The sequence below is a fragment of the Pseudomonas sp. RL_105y_Pfl2_101 genome (genome assembly GCF_963970585.1).
Lineage (GTDB): Bacteria > Pseudomonadota > Gammaproteobacteria > Pseudomonadales > Pseudomonadaceae > Aquipseudomonas.
In genome coordinates this window covers 40,500-56,207 of sequence record NZ_CAXAPG010000004.1, presented here as the reverse complement: position 1 = coordinate 56,207, position 15,708 = coordinate 40,500, and the positions used below count along the sequence as shown (strand labels likewise).

12 protein-coding genes are annotated in these 15,708 nt (G+C 61.7%); 2 read left to right on the top strand and 10 right to left on the bottom strand.

Translation table 11 applies throughout. From position 1 onward, the window contains the following. Positions 1-127 precede the first annotated feature (127 nt). The gene (locus AACY31_RS06615; RefSeq protein WP_339479265.1) at positions 128-979 is read left to right on the top strand and encodes a CAP domain-containing protein; all 852 of its coding nucleotides are present in this window, start codon (positions 128-130) and stop codon (positions 977-979) included. A gap of 459 nt (positions 980-1,438) precedes the next feature. On the opposite strand, the gene mqo is transcribed toward AACY31_RS06615, so the two are convergent. The 10 genes from mqo to pedF all read right to left on the bottom strand — a co-directional run bounded on the left by mqo (position 1,439) and on the right by pedF (position 13,490). Beyond that, the gene (mqo, locus tag AACY31_RS06610) at positions 1,439-3,082 is read right to left on the bottom strand and encodes a malate dehydrogenase (quinone) (protein WP_339479263.1); all 1,644 of its coding nucleotides are present in this window, start codon (positions 3,080-3,082) and stop codon (positions 1,439-1,441) included. A 402-nt stretch (positions 3,083-3,484) separates the two neighbouring features. Beyond that, the gene (locus AACY31_RS06605) at positions 3,485-4,855 is read right to left on the bottom strand and encodes a hybrid sensor histidine kinase/response regulator (RefSeq protein ID WP_339479261.1); all 1,371 of its coding nucleotides are present in this window, start codon (positions 4,853-4,855) and stop codon (positions 3,485-3,487) included. Further along, the gene (ercA, locus tag AACY31_RS06600; RefSeq protein WP_339479449.1) at positions 4,839-5,996 is read right to left on the bottom strand and encodes an alcohol dehydrogenase-like regulatory protein ErcA; all 1,158 of its coding nucleotides are present in this window, start codon (positions 5,994-5,996) and stop codon (positions 4,839-4,841) included. Before ercA ends, AACY31_RS06605 begins: the two co-directional genes overlap by 17 nt. A 132-nt stretch (positions 5,997-6,128) precedes the next feature. Next, on the bottom strand, positions 6,129-6,200 hold the full coding sequence (gene pqqA, locus AACY31_RS06595; protein ID WP_003243383.1) for a pyrroloquinoline quinone precursor peptide PqqA: 72 nt from the start codon (positions 6,198-6,200) through the stop codon (positions 6,129-6,131). Positions 6,201-6,562: 362 nt separating this feature from the next. After that, on the bottom strand, positions 6,563-8,083 hold the full coding sequence (gene exaC, locus AACY31_RS06590) for an acetaldehyde dehydrogenase ExaC (RefSeq protein WP_339479260.1): 1,521 nt from the start codon (positions 8,081-8,083) through the stop codon (positions 6,563-6,565). Between the two features lie 283 nt (positions 8,084-8,366). Next, positions 8,367-10,142: a PQQ-dependent methanol/ethanol family dehydrogenase gene (locus tag AACY31_RS06585; protein WP_339479259.1), complete on the bottom strand. Its 1,776-nt coding sequence runs from the start codon at positions 10,140-10,142 to the stop codon at positions 8,367-8,369. 290 nt (positions 10,143-10,432) lie between these two features. Further along, the gene (locus tag AACY31_RS06580; RefSeq protein ID WP_339504192.1) at positions 10,433-11,362 is read right to left on the bottom strand and encodes a quinoprotein relay system zinc metallohydrolase 1; all 930 of its coding nucleotides are present in this window, start codon (positions 11,360-11,362) and stop codon (positions 10,433-10,435) included. Between the two features lie 16 nt (positions 11,363-11,378). After that, entirely contained in the window at positions 11,379-12,137 is a 759-nt protein-coding gene (locus AACY31_RS06575) for a quinoprotein dehydrogenase-associated SoxYZ-like carrier (protein ID WP_445261526.1), read from the bottom strand. Between the two features lie 10 nt (positions 12,138-12,147). Beyond that, positions 12,148-13,023: a substrate-binding periplasmic protein gene (locus AACY31_RS06570; RefSeq protein ID WP_339479256.1), complete on the bottom strand. Its 876-nt coding sequence runs from the start codon at positions 13,021-13,023 to the stop codon at positions 12,148-12,150. Positions 13,024-13,028: 5 nt separating this feature from the next. Then, positions 13,029-13,490, bottom strand: a complete 462-nt coding sequence (gene pedF, locus AACY31_RS06565) for a cytochrome c-550 PedF (RefSeq protein WP_339479255.1) — start codon at positions 13,488-13,490, stop codon at positions 13,029-13,031. 254 nt (positions 13,491-13,744) lie between these two features. Between pedF and exaA the strand changes: the two genes are divergently transcribed. After that, positions 13,745-15,610: a quinoprotein ethanol dehydrogenase gene (gene exaA / locus AACY31_RS06560; RefSeq protein WP_339479253.1), complete on the top strand. Its 1,866-nt coding sequence runs from the start codon at positions 13,745-13,747 to the stop codon at positions 15,608-15,610. The last annotated feature ends 98 nt before the right edge of the window (positions 15,611-15,708 follow it).

Here is a 15,708-nt window from a genome sequence, read left to right as displayed (position 1 = left end):
TTTGAGGATCATCCCGAACGCTACCCAGCGGTACCGTTCCAAGGGATTTCAAGAGAGCGTGAATACCGTTGCCCCAGCGGGGCAAAAATTGCGCATCATAGGCGCCGTCCGCTCAAGGGAGATTTACATGCGTGCCATTTCATCCGTCATGGGTCTTGTCGTGTTGTCGCTGGGCCTGGTGTTCGCCACCAGTGCCACGGCCACCGAAGAGACGCAACTGGTCGAGTCCATCAACCTTTACCGTAGCCAGTCCCAAAGCTGTGCCGGCCAGGCCTCGCTGGAGTTGCCACCGCTGGCGATGGATTCCCGACTGATCCTGTCGGCCAATGGCATCGGCGACCTGCAGCAGGCGCTGGCGCAGGCGGCCTATCCAATGGTCAACGTGCAGGCCATCAGCCTGTCCGGGCCACGCGATGCGCAATCGGCCATGAAAGCCGTCCAGGAAAGCTTCTGCCAGGTTGTACTCGACCCGCAGTTCATCGACATCGGCGTCAGCCGCCTGGGACGCGAATGGCGCATCGTGCTGGCGCGTCCACTGTTGTCGGCGCGCCTGGGTGACTGGCAAGCCGAGGGCCAGAAGCTGCTGAAGCTGATCAACAGCGCCCGTGCCCAGCCGCGTCGCTGTGGCACCGAAGCCTTCGCCGCCACCACGCCGCTGGCCTGGAACACCAGCCTGGCCCTGGCCGCCGTCACTCACACCCGGGCCATGGCCAACAACAATTTCTTCGACCACAAGGACCGCGACAACCGCATGCCGGGCGACCGCGCCGAACTGGCTGGCTATCTGGGCCAATTGATCGGCGAGAACATCGCCGCCGGACAAGACACCGCGCTTAAGGTGGTGGACGGCTGGCTGGCCAGCCCGGGGCACTGTGCCAACTTGATGAACCCGCGGTTCCGCGAATTGGGCGCCGGGTACGCGACCGATCCGAAAAGCGATGCCGGGATCTATTGGACGGCGATGTTTGGCACTCAATAGCGCGGTGGCCGGGCCACCGCTATCGCGAGTAGGCTCGCTCCCACAGATCTGATGAGGTGTACGACCGGGAGAACCAGGTCGTCTGTCAGGCCGCCTCGCTTTTGATCTTGATCTGGGGCGCCCCGTTAACCCCGATGGCCGAACGCAGGTATTGTGCGGTGGGCCCACGGAGCAATGCCTTCGTTCTGGCACACCAAGCCTAAGCGAGGTGCCGAGTGGTGGGGCAAAAGCGTTTTGCCGACTTTTGACTGGGCCGGCTTCCGGGCTCTTCAAAAGTGAGCCGCCGTCAGGGCGCAACCCTAAGTCGCCGTTACCGCAGCAAAGGATATGTACCCAACCCAACACCAACACCAAAGAAAACGGCGCCTTCCCCTCCCTCGGAAAAAGCGCCGTTTCTTTAAGTGAACAGCAATACGCTCAATGCGCAGCGTTCTTGTACCTCACCAGACAGCGTCCGGTTTACAGCGCCATGTCAGCCGCTGGATTCGCTTCCGAGGCGGCGGCCGGCTTGGCCGGTACCACGGCAGCGCCTGGCTTGCCGATTGCCGGTGGCGGATTCAGTTGCAGGGCCTCGCTGGTGTACGCCCATTCCTGGGCGACACGCTCAGGGCTTTCGTTGAGCTTGGTGCCGTAGCTCGGCACGATCTGACGCAGTTTTTCCTGCCAGGCCGGGCTGGCAACCTGGTCCTTGAAGACCTTCTCAAGCACGCTCAACATGATCGGTGCCGCCGTCGAGGCGCCTGGCGAGGCCCCCAGCAGGCCAGCGATGCTACCGTCCTGGGACGCGACCACTTCGGTGCCGAGTTTCAGCACGCCGCCCTTCTCTTCGTCACGCTTGATGATCTGCACGCGCTGGCCAGCCTGCCACAGGCGCCAGTCTTCCTGCTTGGCCTCCGGGAAGTACTCTTTCAGGGCGTTGAAGCGATCTTCATCCGACAGCATCAGTTGACCAGCCAGGTACTCGACCAATGGGTACTGTTCGATACCGACCTTGGTCATTGGCCACACGTTGTGGGTGGTGGTGCTGGTCAACAGGTCGAAGTACGAACCGTTTTTCAGGAACTTGGTGGAGAAGGTTGCGAACGGGCCAAACAGGATCACGCGCTTGCCATCGAGCACGCGGGTGTCCAGGTGCGGAACCGACATCGGCGGAGCGCCCACCGAAGCCTTGCCATACGCCTTCGCCATATGCAGCTGGGCGACGGTCGGGTTTTCAGTGACCAGGAACGAACCACCCACCGGGAAACCTGCGTATTCACGCGCTTGCGAGATGTCAGACTTCTGCAGCAGGTGCAAGGCACCACCGCCGGCGCCGATGAACACGAACTTGGCGTCGGTTTCGGTTTCAGTACCGTCCTTCAGATTCTTGTACGAAACGCGCCAGGTGCCGTCTTCGTTGCGGGTGATTTCTTCCACTTCGCTGGACAGCTTGAGGGAGAAATTCGGCTTGGTTTGCAGGTAAGCCGCGAATTGGCGCGTGATTTCGCCGAAGTTCACGTCAGTGCCCAGTGGACTCCAAGTGGCCGCAACTTTCTGGCTCGGGTCACGCCCTTGCATCATCAGCGGAACCCACTTGCTGATCTGCTCGCGATCTTCGGAATACTGCATACCGGCGAACAACGGGCTGGCCTGGAGGGCTTCGTAGCGCTTCTTCAGGAACGCGATGTTGTCATCACCCCATACGAAGCTCATGTGCGGCGTGGAGTTGATGAACGAGCGCGGGTTCTTCAGCACACCGTTTTTGACCTGCCAGGCCCAGAACTGACGGGATATCTGGAAAGCTTCGTTGATCTCGATAGCCTTGCCGATCTCGACCTTGCCGTTCTTGTCTTCCGGCGTGTAGTTCAGCTCAGCCAACGCAGAGTGACCGGTACCGGCATTGTTCCAACCGTTGGAACTCTCCTCGGCAACACCGTCCAGGCGCTCGACCATTTCCATGGTCCAGCCCGGCTCCAGCTCATTGAGCCAGACGCCGAGTGTCGAGCTCATGATGCCCCCACCAATGAGCAAGACGTCCACTTTTTTTGGCTCGGCGGCGTGCGTGGTCGCAAGACCCATCGCCATCGCCAGGCCCAGTAGCGCCGTGTGTGTTTTCTTCAACATGTGTGTATCCCTAGGATGAACGCCATTCCGTCCACCTGTCCTGCTCAAGGATGGACCACATACACAGCGGCAATGCCAGCAAGATGGGGATCGAGACGGATAGGAGGACGGACCTACAGGGCCGAGCAATACGTCGGCCTCTCGTTTATGTCTCTCCGGCGCTGACTTCTTGTAGGTCTTGGCTTCAGCTGGGGTGAGGGACGCTGCAAACGGTGTGCATCGGGCCAGACGTGGCCGTGCCCGATTGTCGCAGCGGGGGGAGTTTACATAAGGAAATAAACAGACCGAAGCGTCTTTTTACATTCCTGGCAAAAACGCCGACCCAATGAAGGCATATTTGCCGGCTCTCGCAACTGATTCGTGTGATCTGTGTAGGAGCTGCCGAGTATCTACGGCACCAACCTACCCGAGCATCTGACTCACCACCGCCCGCAACTTGCCAGGCTTAACCGGCTTGTTGAGCAGCGGTGCATCCAGCTTGCGCAAGGCGCGGCGGCATTGGTCGCTGCGGTCGGCGGTGATGATCACCGCCGGGATCGCCTGGCGGAAATGCTCGCGCAGATGCCTGACCACTTCACACCCCACAACCCCGTGATCCAGGTGAAAATCCGCCAGGATCAGCTCAGGCGCACGCCCTTGCAGCACATCAAGGGCGCCCGCTTCGTCGGTGGCGGTCAAGACTTCGCAGCCCCACTGCCCCAACAACGCCGCCATGCTTTGCAAGATGCTCAGTTCATTATCGATCACCAACAAACGCCGCCCCGGCAGCGGGTTGCCGGCGACCGCCTGTACTGGGACCTGCGACACCGGTAGGAGTTTTTCGCTGGACAGCGGCACCTCGATACTGAACACCGAGCCGCGTCCCAGCCGAGAACGCACCTGGACCCGGTAACCGAGGATATGGGCGATACGTTCGACAATCGCCAGCCCCAGGCCCACCCCCTTGCGATCCGCCGCCCGGCCGACGTCGAGCTGGTTGAATTCGAGGAAAATCGACTCCAGGCAATCGGCCGCGATGCCACGCCCCGTGTCCCAGACCTCGATGCTCAAGCGCCCTCCCCGACGCCGGGCCGCCAGGAGAATACCGCCCTGAGCGGTATAGCGGCAGGCATTGCTCAGTAGGTTGCGCAGGATACGGCTGATCAATCGCAGGTCGGTCAGCACGGTTTCGTCGCCAAACCGCACCCGCAGTTCCAACCCCGCGGCGCCAGCCACCGATTGAAACTCTGAAACCAGCGGCCCCAACAACTCATCCAGCCGATACGGCGCCAGGTCAGGCTTGACGGCGGCCTGGTCCAGCCGGGAAATGTCCAGCAGGTCGGTGAGCAGGTCTTCGGCCCCTTCGAGCGCCTGGTGGGTCCGTTCGACCAGCACATGCTCGGCGGTAGGCAGCTGGCGTTCACGCAACGTGGCGATCAGCAGGCGTGCCGCGTTGAGTGGCTGCAACAGGTCATGGCTGGCGGCAGCCAGGTATTTGTCCTTGCTGCGGTTGGCGGCCTGGGCAGCGTCCCGGGCATCGCGCAACTGTTGCTCGATCAGTTCGCGCTGGACAATCTGCTGCTGCAGGTTGTGGTTGGCCTCCAGCAACGCATCGGTGCGCTCGGCCACTCGCTGCTCCAATTGATCATTGAGCTGTTGCAGGTGCTGCCGAGCCTGCTCCAGCTCATCGAGGCGCGCGGCCAGTTCCGGATAGTGACTCTTGCGCGTTGAGTGATTGCCCAGTCCCAGCAGCCCGGCCAGGGCTTTTTGCTGCTCGTCAGAGGGCTTCGCCATAGACGACCTCGACATCCCGCTGGCTCGACTCCCGAGGATTGGTGAGGATGCACGGGTCGTGCATCGCATGCTGCGACAGGAACGGAATGTCCGAGGTGCTCACGCCGTGCAGGCCCAGGGTCTCGTGAAAACCGATGGTGTGCTTGAGGGCAATCAAGTGCTCCACCAGCCGAGTGCGGACCTGCCGGTGGTTGAGCCCCCGGCAATCGATGCCCAGCGTTTCGGCAATCACCTTGAAACGGTCCGGAGCCGAGTTGTAGTTGAACGCCACCACATGCTCCACCAGTACCGCGTTGCACAAGCCATGGGGCAAATCGAGGAAGCCGCCCAGGCTGTGGGACATCGCGTGCACGGCCCCAAGGATTGCGTTGGAGAACGCCAGCCCGGCCTGCATGCTGCCCAGCATGATTTTTTCCCGCAGGGCGACGTCCGCCGGGTTGGCGATCATTTGCACCAGGTTGCCGTTGATCAGGCGCATCGCTTCGAGCGCATGAGGGTCAGTCAACGGGCCATGACCGGTGGACACGAACGCCTCGATGGCGTGCACCAGGGCGTCGATGCCGGTACAGGCGGACAGGAACGGGTCCATGCTCAGGGTGGTTTCCGGATCGATCAACGAGACGTCCGGCACCGCCGCCTTGCTGACAATGGAGAATTTCATCCGCTCTTGCTGGTTGGAGATGATCACAAATTGCGACACGTCAGCCGACGTCCCCGCCGTGGTGGGAATCAGGATCAGCGGCGGGCTGGGTACGTGCAGGGTGTCGACGCCTTCGAACTCGAGGATGTTGCGGCCGTGGGCAACGACAATACCGATGCCTTTGCCGCAGTCCATGGGGCTGCCACCGCCCACCGCGACGATGACATCGCAATGGTTTTCCCGGTAAAGGTCGGCGCCGAGCATCACTTCTTCGACCCGAGGATTGGGCGAGACCGCGCTGTAGACACAGTACTCGATGCCTTGGGCCTGGAGACTGGCTTCGACGTCCGCCACCCAACCGGCGGCGATGACCCCGGGATCGGTGACGATCAGCACCTTGCGTGCACCGAAGGTCTTGGCGTAATTGCCGACATTGTGCCGACAACCGGCACCGAACATGATTTCAGGGGAAACGAACTTGCGCAGCGGGCTGAGGCTCATCTTTTCAGGTACGTGGCTCATCGGGAAGCCTGTTGTTATTGTCTTGGAATACCTTGAGCCTAAAGCATCCCACCGTGATTGCAATCAGACCAATGGGTAGCCCGGCCTGAACGCATCAGACCGGGCCGGCACTCATCGGTTGGCGAAGTACATCGTCACTTCAAAGCCAATACGCAGGTCGGTGTACGCGGGTTTAGTCCACATGGGTCTTTCCTCTTCTTGTACCGGGCGATTCCGGCAAGGTCATTAATGCACGCCACGCCAGGGGCTCGAATGCTACTTTCGAAGCGGTGGATGGGGTGCGTTGGTACTACTGGAGAAGCGAGCACCTATGGCGAGGAACACTTGCTCGCGCCAAGCCATGTAGGAGCCATATAGGAGCTGTGTAGGAGCTGTGTAGGAGCTGTGTAGGAGCTGTGTAGGAGCTGTGTAGGAGCTGTCGAGTGCAACGAGGCTGCGATCTTTCCCAATACACTTGAATCTCAAGCGAAAGATCAAAAGATCAAAAGATCAAAAGATCGCAGGCTTCGCCAGCTCCTACAGGGCTCTGTTTGCTCTTTTCAGGGTTAGAAGAACCCCAGCGGATTGATGTCGTAGCTCACCAGCAGGTTCTTGGTCTGCTGGTAGTGGTCGAGCATCATCTTGTGGGTTTCACGTCCCACGCCGGACTTCTTGTAGCCACCGAACGCAGCGTGCGCCGGGTACAGGTGGTAGCAGTTGGTCCACACGCGACCGGCCTTAATCGCCCGGCCCATACGGTAGGCGCGGTTGATGTCGCGGGTCCACAGGCCAGCGCCGAGGCCGAACTCGGTGTCGTTGGCGATCGCCAGGGCTTCGGCTTCGTCCTTGAAGGTGGTCACACCCACTACCGGGCCGAAGATCTCTTCCTGGAACACGCGCATTTTATTGTGGCCCTTGAGCAGGGTCGGTTGGATGTAATAACCGCTCGACAAATCCCCCTCGAGTCGTTCGGCAGCACCGCCGGTGAGCAGCTCGGCGCCCTCTTGCTGGGCAATTTCAAGGTACGAGAGGATCTTGTCAAATTGCTGCTCGGACGCCTGGGCGCCGACCATGGTGTCGGTGTCCAGCGGGTTGCCACGCTTGATCTTGGCGATCTTTTTCATCACCTCGGCCATGAACGGCACGTAGATCGACTCTTGCACCAGGGCGCGAGATGGGCAAGTGCAGACTTCGCCCTGGTTGAAGAACGCCAACACCAGGCCTTCGGCGGCTTTCTCGATGAAGGCCGGCTCGGCCTGCATGATGTCTTCGAAGAAGATGTTCGGCGACTTGCCGCCCAGTTCCACGGTGGACGGGATGATGTTCTCGGCGGCGCATTTCATGATGTGCGAGCCCACCGGGGTGGAACCGGTGAAGGCGATCTTGGCGATGCGTTTGCTGGTGGCCAGGGCTTCACCGGCTTCGCGACCGAAACCATGGACGATATTCAGCACGCCGGGCGGCAGCAGGTCGGCGACCAGCTCGATGAAGACCATGATCGACAGCGGCGTCTGTTCAGCCGGCTTGAGCACGATGCAGTTACCAGCGGCCAGGGCCGGGGCGAGTTTCCAGGCGGCCATCAGCAGCGGGAAGTTCCACGGGATGATCTGCCCGACCACGCCCAGCGGTTCGTGGAAATGATAGGCCGTGGTCAGTTCGTTGATCTCGGCCGCCCCACCCTCTTGGGCGCGGATACAGCCGGCGAAATAACGGAAATGGTCGGCCGCCAGCGGCACGTCGGCATTGAGGGTTTCACGCACGGCCTTGCCGTTGTCCCAGGTTTCGCTGACAGCGAGTATTTCCAGGTTCTGCTCGATGCGGTCGGCGATTTTCAACAGCACCAGGGAACGGTCCTGGACCGAGGTCTTGCCCCAGGCGTCGGCTGCGGCATGGGCGGCATCCAGGGCCTTGTCGATGTCGGCGGCGCTGGAACGCGGGAATTCGGCAATGACCTCGCCATTGACCGGGGAGGAATTGGTGAAGTACTCGCCGTTGACCGGCGCGACAAATTCGCCACCGATGAAATTGCCATAGCGCGGTTTGAAGGAAACGACGGCGCCTGGGGTTCCGGGTTGTGCATAGATCATGATGGGGCCTCTGCCTGGTCGATGCCTGTCACAGGACAGGCGATAGGCCGATGGTAGAGAGCCCCGCCTGCCGGACGAATGCGTCGTTGGCAGGGGGACTCTCGTTATTTGGTCGTAGATTTCAAGCATTGGGACGAGGGTATTTGGCGAAACGTCTGTGGGAGCGAGGCTTGCCCGCGATGAAGGCGATGCGGTCTTCCAGGAAACCGAGGCGACTGCATCGCGAGCAAGTCTTGCTCCCACAGAGCAGTCGCCACCAGGGCAACGCCCGGCTCATTGTTTATTAGCGCTTGGCCACCAAGTCCTTCGGCAACTTGAAGGTCCAGAGCATGCCGCCCTGGTTGAAGTCCTTCACGCGCTTGGCCACCTCCCCGCCCCACAGCGGCACCGCGCCGCCCCAGCCGGAAAGCACGGAGACGTATTGCTCGCCATCCATTTCCCAAGTGATGGGTGAACCGAGCACGCCGGAGCCGGTCTGGAATTCCCAGACCTTTTCCCCGGTCTTGGCGTTAAATGCCTGCAGGAAGCCTTCAGGCGTGCCGGTGAACACCAGGTTGCCCTTGGTGGTCAGGACCCCACCCCACAGCGGCGCGTAGTTCTTGTGGCGCCAGACTTCCTTGCCGGTCTTGGGGTCGATGGCCCGCAGCACGCCGATGTAATCCTCGTTCAGCGGCTTGATGGTGAAACCGGCCCCGAGGAACGCCGCACCTTTTTTGTAGGCGATGTCTTCGTTCCAGATGTCCATGCCCCACTCGTTGGACGGCACGTAGAACAACCCGGTGTCCTGGTTGTACGCCATCGGCATCCAGTTTTTCGCGCCGAGGAAGGCCGGTGCAACAAACACCGAACTGCCCTTGGCTTCGCTGCCCGGTGCCCCCGGACGGCTGGCGTCGTTGTAGATCGGCCGCCCATCCTTGTCCAGGCCAGTGGCCCAGGTGATCTTGTCGACAAACGGGAAGCCGCGGATGAACTTGCCGTTGGTGCGGTCGAGCACGTAGAAGAAACCGTTACGGTCCGCGGTCGCTGCCGCCTTGATGTCCTTGCCGCCTTCTTTGTAGTTGAACGAGATCAGTTCATTGACGCCGTCATAATCCCAGCCGTCGTGAGGCGTGCTCTGGAAGTGCCATTTGATGCTGCCATCGTCTGGGTTAAGGGCCAGACGCGACGACGAATAGAGGTTGTCGCCAGGGCGCAGGTGGGAGTTCCACGGGGCCGGGTTGCCGGTGCCGAACAACAGCAGGTTGGTTTCCGGGTCGTAGTAGCCGCCCAGCCAAGGCGCGGCACCGCCGGTTTTCCAGAGATCGCCCGGCCAGGTCTTGCCGGCCTCGCCGCCGGAAATACCGTTCTCGATGGCTTTGCCATCCTTGTAGACGTAGCCCATATGGCCTTCGACGGTCGGGCGGGTCCACAGCAGGTCACCGTTCTTCGGATCGTAGGCGCTGATCCGGCCGACCACGCCGAACTCGCCCCCGGCCACGCCGGTGATCAGTTTGCCGTTGATGACCAGTGGCGCGGCACTGATCGAGTAGCCTTCCTTGTGGTCGGCCACCTTCTTGCTCCACACCACTTTGCCGGTGTCCTTGTTCAGGGCCACCAGCTTGGCGTCGAGGGTGCCGAAGAACACCAGGTCGCCGTACAAAGCCACGCCACGGTTGATCACGTCGCAGCAAGGACGGATGTCATCCGGCAGGCGCGCATCGTATTGCCACAATTTCTTGCCGGTGCGCGCATCAACGGCAAACACTCGCGAATAGGAACCGGTGAGGTACATCACCCCATCCTTGATCATCGGCTGGGCTTGCTGGCCGCGCTGTTTTTCACCACCAAAGGAAAACGCCCAGACCGGTCTCAGGTCCTTGACGTTGTCGGTGTTGAGGGTGGCGAGTGGGCTGTAGCGTTGACCCTGGACCCCCAGGCCGTTAGTCACGATCTGTTGCGGGTTGTTCGGGTCTTGGAGAATTTCCTGGTCGGTCACGGCTGCAAGGGCCGAACCAGACAGCAGCATGGCACTGAGCAGCAGGCTCACGGCGAAGGGTTGGCGACGTGCGGGATGACTCATGACGGCTACCTCTGCGGTTATTGTTATACCCGGGAATTTTTCCCGGTCTGCCACAGATTCTTGGCCTCTGGGCCGCCGCCAACAATTGCCCGCAGTGTTGAGTTTTCTAGTTCCTTGGTACATACCAGAGAGAAGACTGGGTTCATTGCCGCGAGAAGATCCCCCACAGGAATGCAGGAGCCGTAGGAGCTGACGAGTGCAACGAGGCTGCGATCTTTCCCCAAACACTTGAATCTCAAGCGAAAGATCAAAAGATCAAAAGATCGCAGCCTTCGGCAGCTCCTACAGGATCAGGGGGCATCCACCCGCGTCATCCCCGCCCGCTCGTAGCGTGGATAGAGATGACTGACGCTGCGAATCAACTCATACCGAGTCAAGCTGATCCCGGCAAAGCGCTCGGGTATGGGGCTGCGGATCATTTCGACCATATCATCGCCCCGCGCCGCGCCGTTGCGCATCAGTTGATCGAGCCAGCCCAGGTAGTCGCGCATCTGCGAGAAAGGCCGGGCGTCGGTCGCGACCGGGCCATGGCCGGGCACGATCTGCTTCCAGGGCAAGCTCTGCAAGGTGTCCAGGTCCTGGAGCCAGACCTCCAGCCCCGGGCTGTTCGGGGTAGTCAAGGCCCGTTCGTAAAACACCAGGTCGCCGGCAAACAGCACGCCAGTGGTTTCGTCGAGAATCGCCAGGTCGGCCCCGGTGTGGCCGGCTAATGCCAGCAGACGTAACGAATGATTACCCACCGTCAACGTCCCGTCCGCCAGCACCTGGGTCGGCAACACCACCTCAGTACCGCGCATCCAGTCGCCCACCAGCCGGTACATGTTTTCCGCCAGCGCTTCACCCTGTTGTCGCAGCAGGTCGGTGGTACCCGCCAAGGCGCCAATGGGCACGTTGCTGAAAGCCTGGTTGCCCAAGACGTGGTCAGGGTGATGATGGGTCAGCAACACCTGGATGACGGGTTTATCGGTGGTCGCGGCAATAGCCTGGCGCAGCGCCTCGGCGTAGCGCTTCGACGGCCCGGTGTCGATCACCACCACGCCGGCATCGGTGACGATGAACGCGGTATTGACGATGTTGCCACCGTTGGCCTTGGCAAAATTCTCGGTGCTGCCTTCCAGCAGCCAGGTACCTTCGGCGATCTGCCGGGGCTTGAGTGCATAGTCCGTCCCGGCCCACGTCGGCCAGCACAAGCTCAGGAACATCAGCAACAACCAGCGCATGGCGCGCTCCTTGTGGTCAGGGGATCGCCGCCTCGAACGTATTGCCGCTGTTGTCGCGCAGCAGCAGGCGGGTCTGGCCCGGGCCTCGGATGTCGAAGCCCAGGTTGGGGTTTTCACTGACCGCCGGGAACAACTCCAGGCGCGCCAGCACCTGGCCGTCGGCGTCCAGCAGTTGCGCCTGGTTGAGGAAAAACTCCGGGATGCCGCTCACCAGACCGTTATCCATCGGATGGGCCACCTGCAGGCGCAGGCGACTTGAATCACCCCGGGGATAGCGGGCGCCCAGTACCTCGCCCAAGTGTTCCTCCCAACCCGGCTGGGTGCGCACCACGCTGGGCGCGGTGCAGCCGCCACCGGCCGCGTCGATCAGGGTCGAACCGACGTGCCACAAGCCATCGCGGGTCTGCACGGCGGCGCGCAATGGCGTGGCTTGCTCAATGCGGATGCGGATCGACAGCCAGGGCAGCACTCGCTCCCCCGGTTGGAAGTCGACGATTTTCGGCAACGGATTCAGCTCGGCCCACGCCAGCACCCGTACGACGTCGCCGGTAAAGGCCCGGGCATCTATTTCCAGTGGCACTTGGCGTGCGTTTTCGGCAAAGGGTGGCGCCAGCAGCCGCACCCGGTCGTCGAACACGAACGGCGCATCCCCCAGCAATTGCTTGTGATAAAAGGCCCACATCACCGACGGCACCGGATCTTTCCCTGGCTCGACCGCCGCCCACGTGGTCATCGACAGACCACACCACAGCAGGCACCACATGACCCATTTCATCCCGGCGCTCCTATTGATACATCTCCGGCACTTCGTAACGCAGGCCGTAATGGGCATAGACGGTCTTGACGCTGCCGTCACGGATCAAGCCTTCCAGCGCCTCCTCCACCGCATAGGCCAACTGACGGTTGCTTTCATGCACCGCCATGCCGATTTCCCAGCGTTGCTTGCCCATGTTCGGGTAGGCGTTTTCCGCCAGCGCCAGTTGCGGATCAGCCGCCTCGTGCACTTGCCAATCGACCTCACCGCGCATGGCCATGACGGCATCCACCTCCCCGGCCTGCATGGCCTTGAAGGCTTGGCTGACACCGGGGTAATGGTGGGTCCTGGCCCGGAGCATGCCGTTGAACACCGACGTCAGGTAGAACGACGGCACGCTGTCGACTTCAACGCCAATGGGGTGCTGCTGGAACACCGCGACACTGCCCACCGACTCCAACCGGCGCCGGTCGTACGCCACCTGCCAGGACTCCTGCTGATAAGGCCCGAACATCACCACCTGGGCGTTTGCCAGTTCGCCGATGTCGTTGCGCTTTTGCGCGTAGTCGTGATCGTAAGGCACGCGCATCATCAGGTCGGCCAATTGCCGCTCGTGCAACGGACTGCTGCGCCAGATGTAATCGCGCAGGTCGTCATCGAGTTTTTCACCCGGCGGTGCCCACATCAGTTGCAGGCGCACGCCAAGCGCTTTGGCCAGGGCCTGGGCCAGTTCCACGTCCACGCCCCTGGGTTGACCGTGGTCTTCGAAACTGTAGGGTGCGAAATCCTTGTAGACCGCGACCTTCAACTCACCGGCGGCGATCATCTGGTCGTAGCTGCGCACCTGCGCCTGCACCGCCTGGCCACACAGGAGCAGGCTGCACATTACCCACCCGAACAGGCGCATGGCGATCACTCCTCCACGTGCACGCTGTCGAGATAGGTGCGCACCGCCCACAAGGCTTCCTGGCTCAAGTAGTCGGCCATTTTCGGCATGTAGACCCGGCCGTCGCGCACCGCACCGTGACGTACGCGCTCGACAAACCACTCATCCCCGGCGTCGGCGGCGTCGAGCAGACGCAGGTCCGGGGCGATGCCACCAGACTTGGCTTCCAGGCCATGGCAAGCCGCGCAGTTCTGGTTGTAGGCCGATGAGCCGATCTCCAGTGCCCGGTCGTGTTCGGGTGAGGTGCGATAAGGGTTCACCGTCGCCCAGCCGTCACCGTCCAGTGCGACACCGGTGTCCTTGATTGGGGTCAGTCCCTTGGTTTCCACTGCTTGGGGCACCACGTTGCCATGGGCCCATGCGGAGCCTGCGCCGGCCAGCCCCATCAGCAGTGCGCTAGCGATGATGGCGTTGCGTTTTGTTGTCATTGTTATGCCCTCTAGATTGCACGCAAGACCTCTGTGAAGAAGCCGTGCCTTCATCTTAGGAACCCCCTGCCGCCAGCCGAATGCTGCTTTGGTGGTCGCGTTCTAGTTCCTTGGTAGCAGGCCATCCGACGCAGGTCGTAAAGACAGGCCGTTCGGGAAGTCTTCCCGGCAAGGGCGGGACTTTTTCCGTATCGGCAAGGGCGTGGTGCGACTCACCCTAGTCAGGCCAAAACCTTTCACTGGGAACTGCCACCATGAGAATAAAAACGCTACCCGCCCTCTCCTCCCTGACCGTTGCCTTGCTGCTGGCCGGCAGTCTGTCGCTGAGCCCCTTGGCCAGCGCCGCGGCACCAGGCGTCAGCTGGGAAGACATCGCCAACGACCACCTGACCACCCAGGACGTGCTGCAATACGGCATGGGCACCAACGCCCAGCGCTGGAGCCCGCTGGCCCAGGTCAACGACAAGAACGTGTTCAAGCTCACCCCGGCCTGGTCCTACTCCTTCGGCGACGAGAAGCAGCGCGGCCAGGAATCCCAGGCCATCGTCAGCGACGGCGTGGTGTATGTCACCGGCTCGTACTCGCGAGTGTTCGCCCTTGACGCCAAGACCGGCAAACGCCTGTGGACCTACAGCCACCGGTTGCCGGACAACATTCGCCCCTGCTGCGACGTGGTCAACCGCGGCGCGGCCATCTATGGCGACAAGATCTACTTCGGCACCCTGGACGCGCGCGTCGTCGCCCTGGATAAAAACACCGGCAAAGTGGTGTGGAACAAGAAGTTCGGCGACCACGCCAGCGGCTACACCATGACCGGCGCCCCGGTGCTGATCAAGGATAAGACCAGTGGCAAGGTGCTGCTGATCCACGGCAGTTCCGGCGACGAGTTCGGTGTGGTCGGGCAGTTGTTCGCCCGCGACCCGGACACCGGTGAAGAAGTCTGGATGCGGCCATTCGTCGAAGGCCACATGGGCCGCCTCAACGGCAAGGACAGCACGCCGACCGGCGACGTCAAGGCGCCCTCCTGGCCCGACGACAAGACCACCGAGACCGGCAAGGTCGAAGCCTGGAGCCACGGTGGCGGCGCACCTTGGCAGAGCGCCAGTTTCGATGCCGAGACCAACACCATCATCGTCGGCGCGGGCAACCCTGGCCCATGGAACACCTGGGCGCGCACGGCCAAGGACGGCAACCCTCACGATTACGACAGCCTCTACACTTCCGGCCAGGTTGGTGTCGACCCAAGCACGGGCGAAGTGAAGTGGTTCTACCAACACACGCCCAACGACGCCTGGGACTTCTCCGGCAACAACGAGCTGGTGCTGTTCGACTACAAGGACAAGAACGGCAAGGTGGTCAAGGCGACCGCCCACGCCGACCGCAACGGTTTCTTCTACGTGGTGGACCGCAACAACGGCAAACTGCAGAACGCCTTCCCTTTTGTCGACAACATCACCTGGGCCAGTCATATCGACCTCAAGACCGGTCGGCCGGTGGAAAACCCCGGTCAGCGCCCGGCCAAGCCATTGCCGGGTGAAACCAAAGGCAAGCCGGTGGAAGTCTCGCCACCGTTTCTCGGCGGCAAGAACTGGAACCCCATGGCCTACAGCCAGGACACCGGCCTGTTCTACGTTCCCGGCAACCACTGGAAAGAGGAATACTGGACCGAGCAAGTGAACTACAAGAAAGGTTCGGCCTACCTGGGCATGGGCTTTCGCATCAAGCGCATGTACGACGATCACGTTGGCAGCCTGCGGGCAATGAACCCCACCACCGGCAAAGTGGTGTGGGAACACCAGGAAGCGCTGCCGCTGTGGGCCGGCGTGCTGGCGACCAAGGGCAACCTGGTGTTCACCGGCACCGGCGACGGTTTCTTCAAGGCCTTCGACGCCAAGACCGGCAAGGAGCTGTGGAAATTCCAGACCGGCAGCGGGATCGTCTCCCCACCCATCACCTGGGAACAGGACGGCGAGCAGTACATCGGCGTGACCGTCGGTTACGGCGGCGCCGTGCCGTTGTGGGGCGGCGACATGGCCGAACTGACCAAGCCCGTGGCCCAGGGTGGTTCGTTCTGGGTGTTCAAGATTCCGAGTTGGGATAAGGCGACGGCGCAAAAATAACTGCTCCAACCTGGGCCCCGACTGCATCACGGGGCGGAGCCACACCACACCCCCTGTGGGAGCGAGCTTGCTCGCGATCGCGCAGTATCAGTCGATAT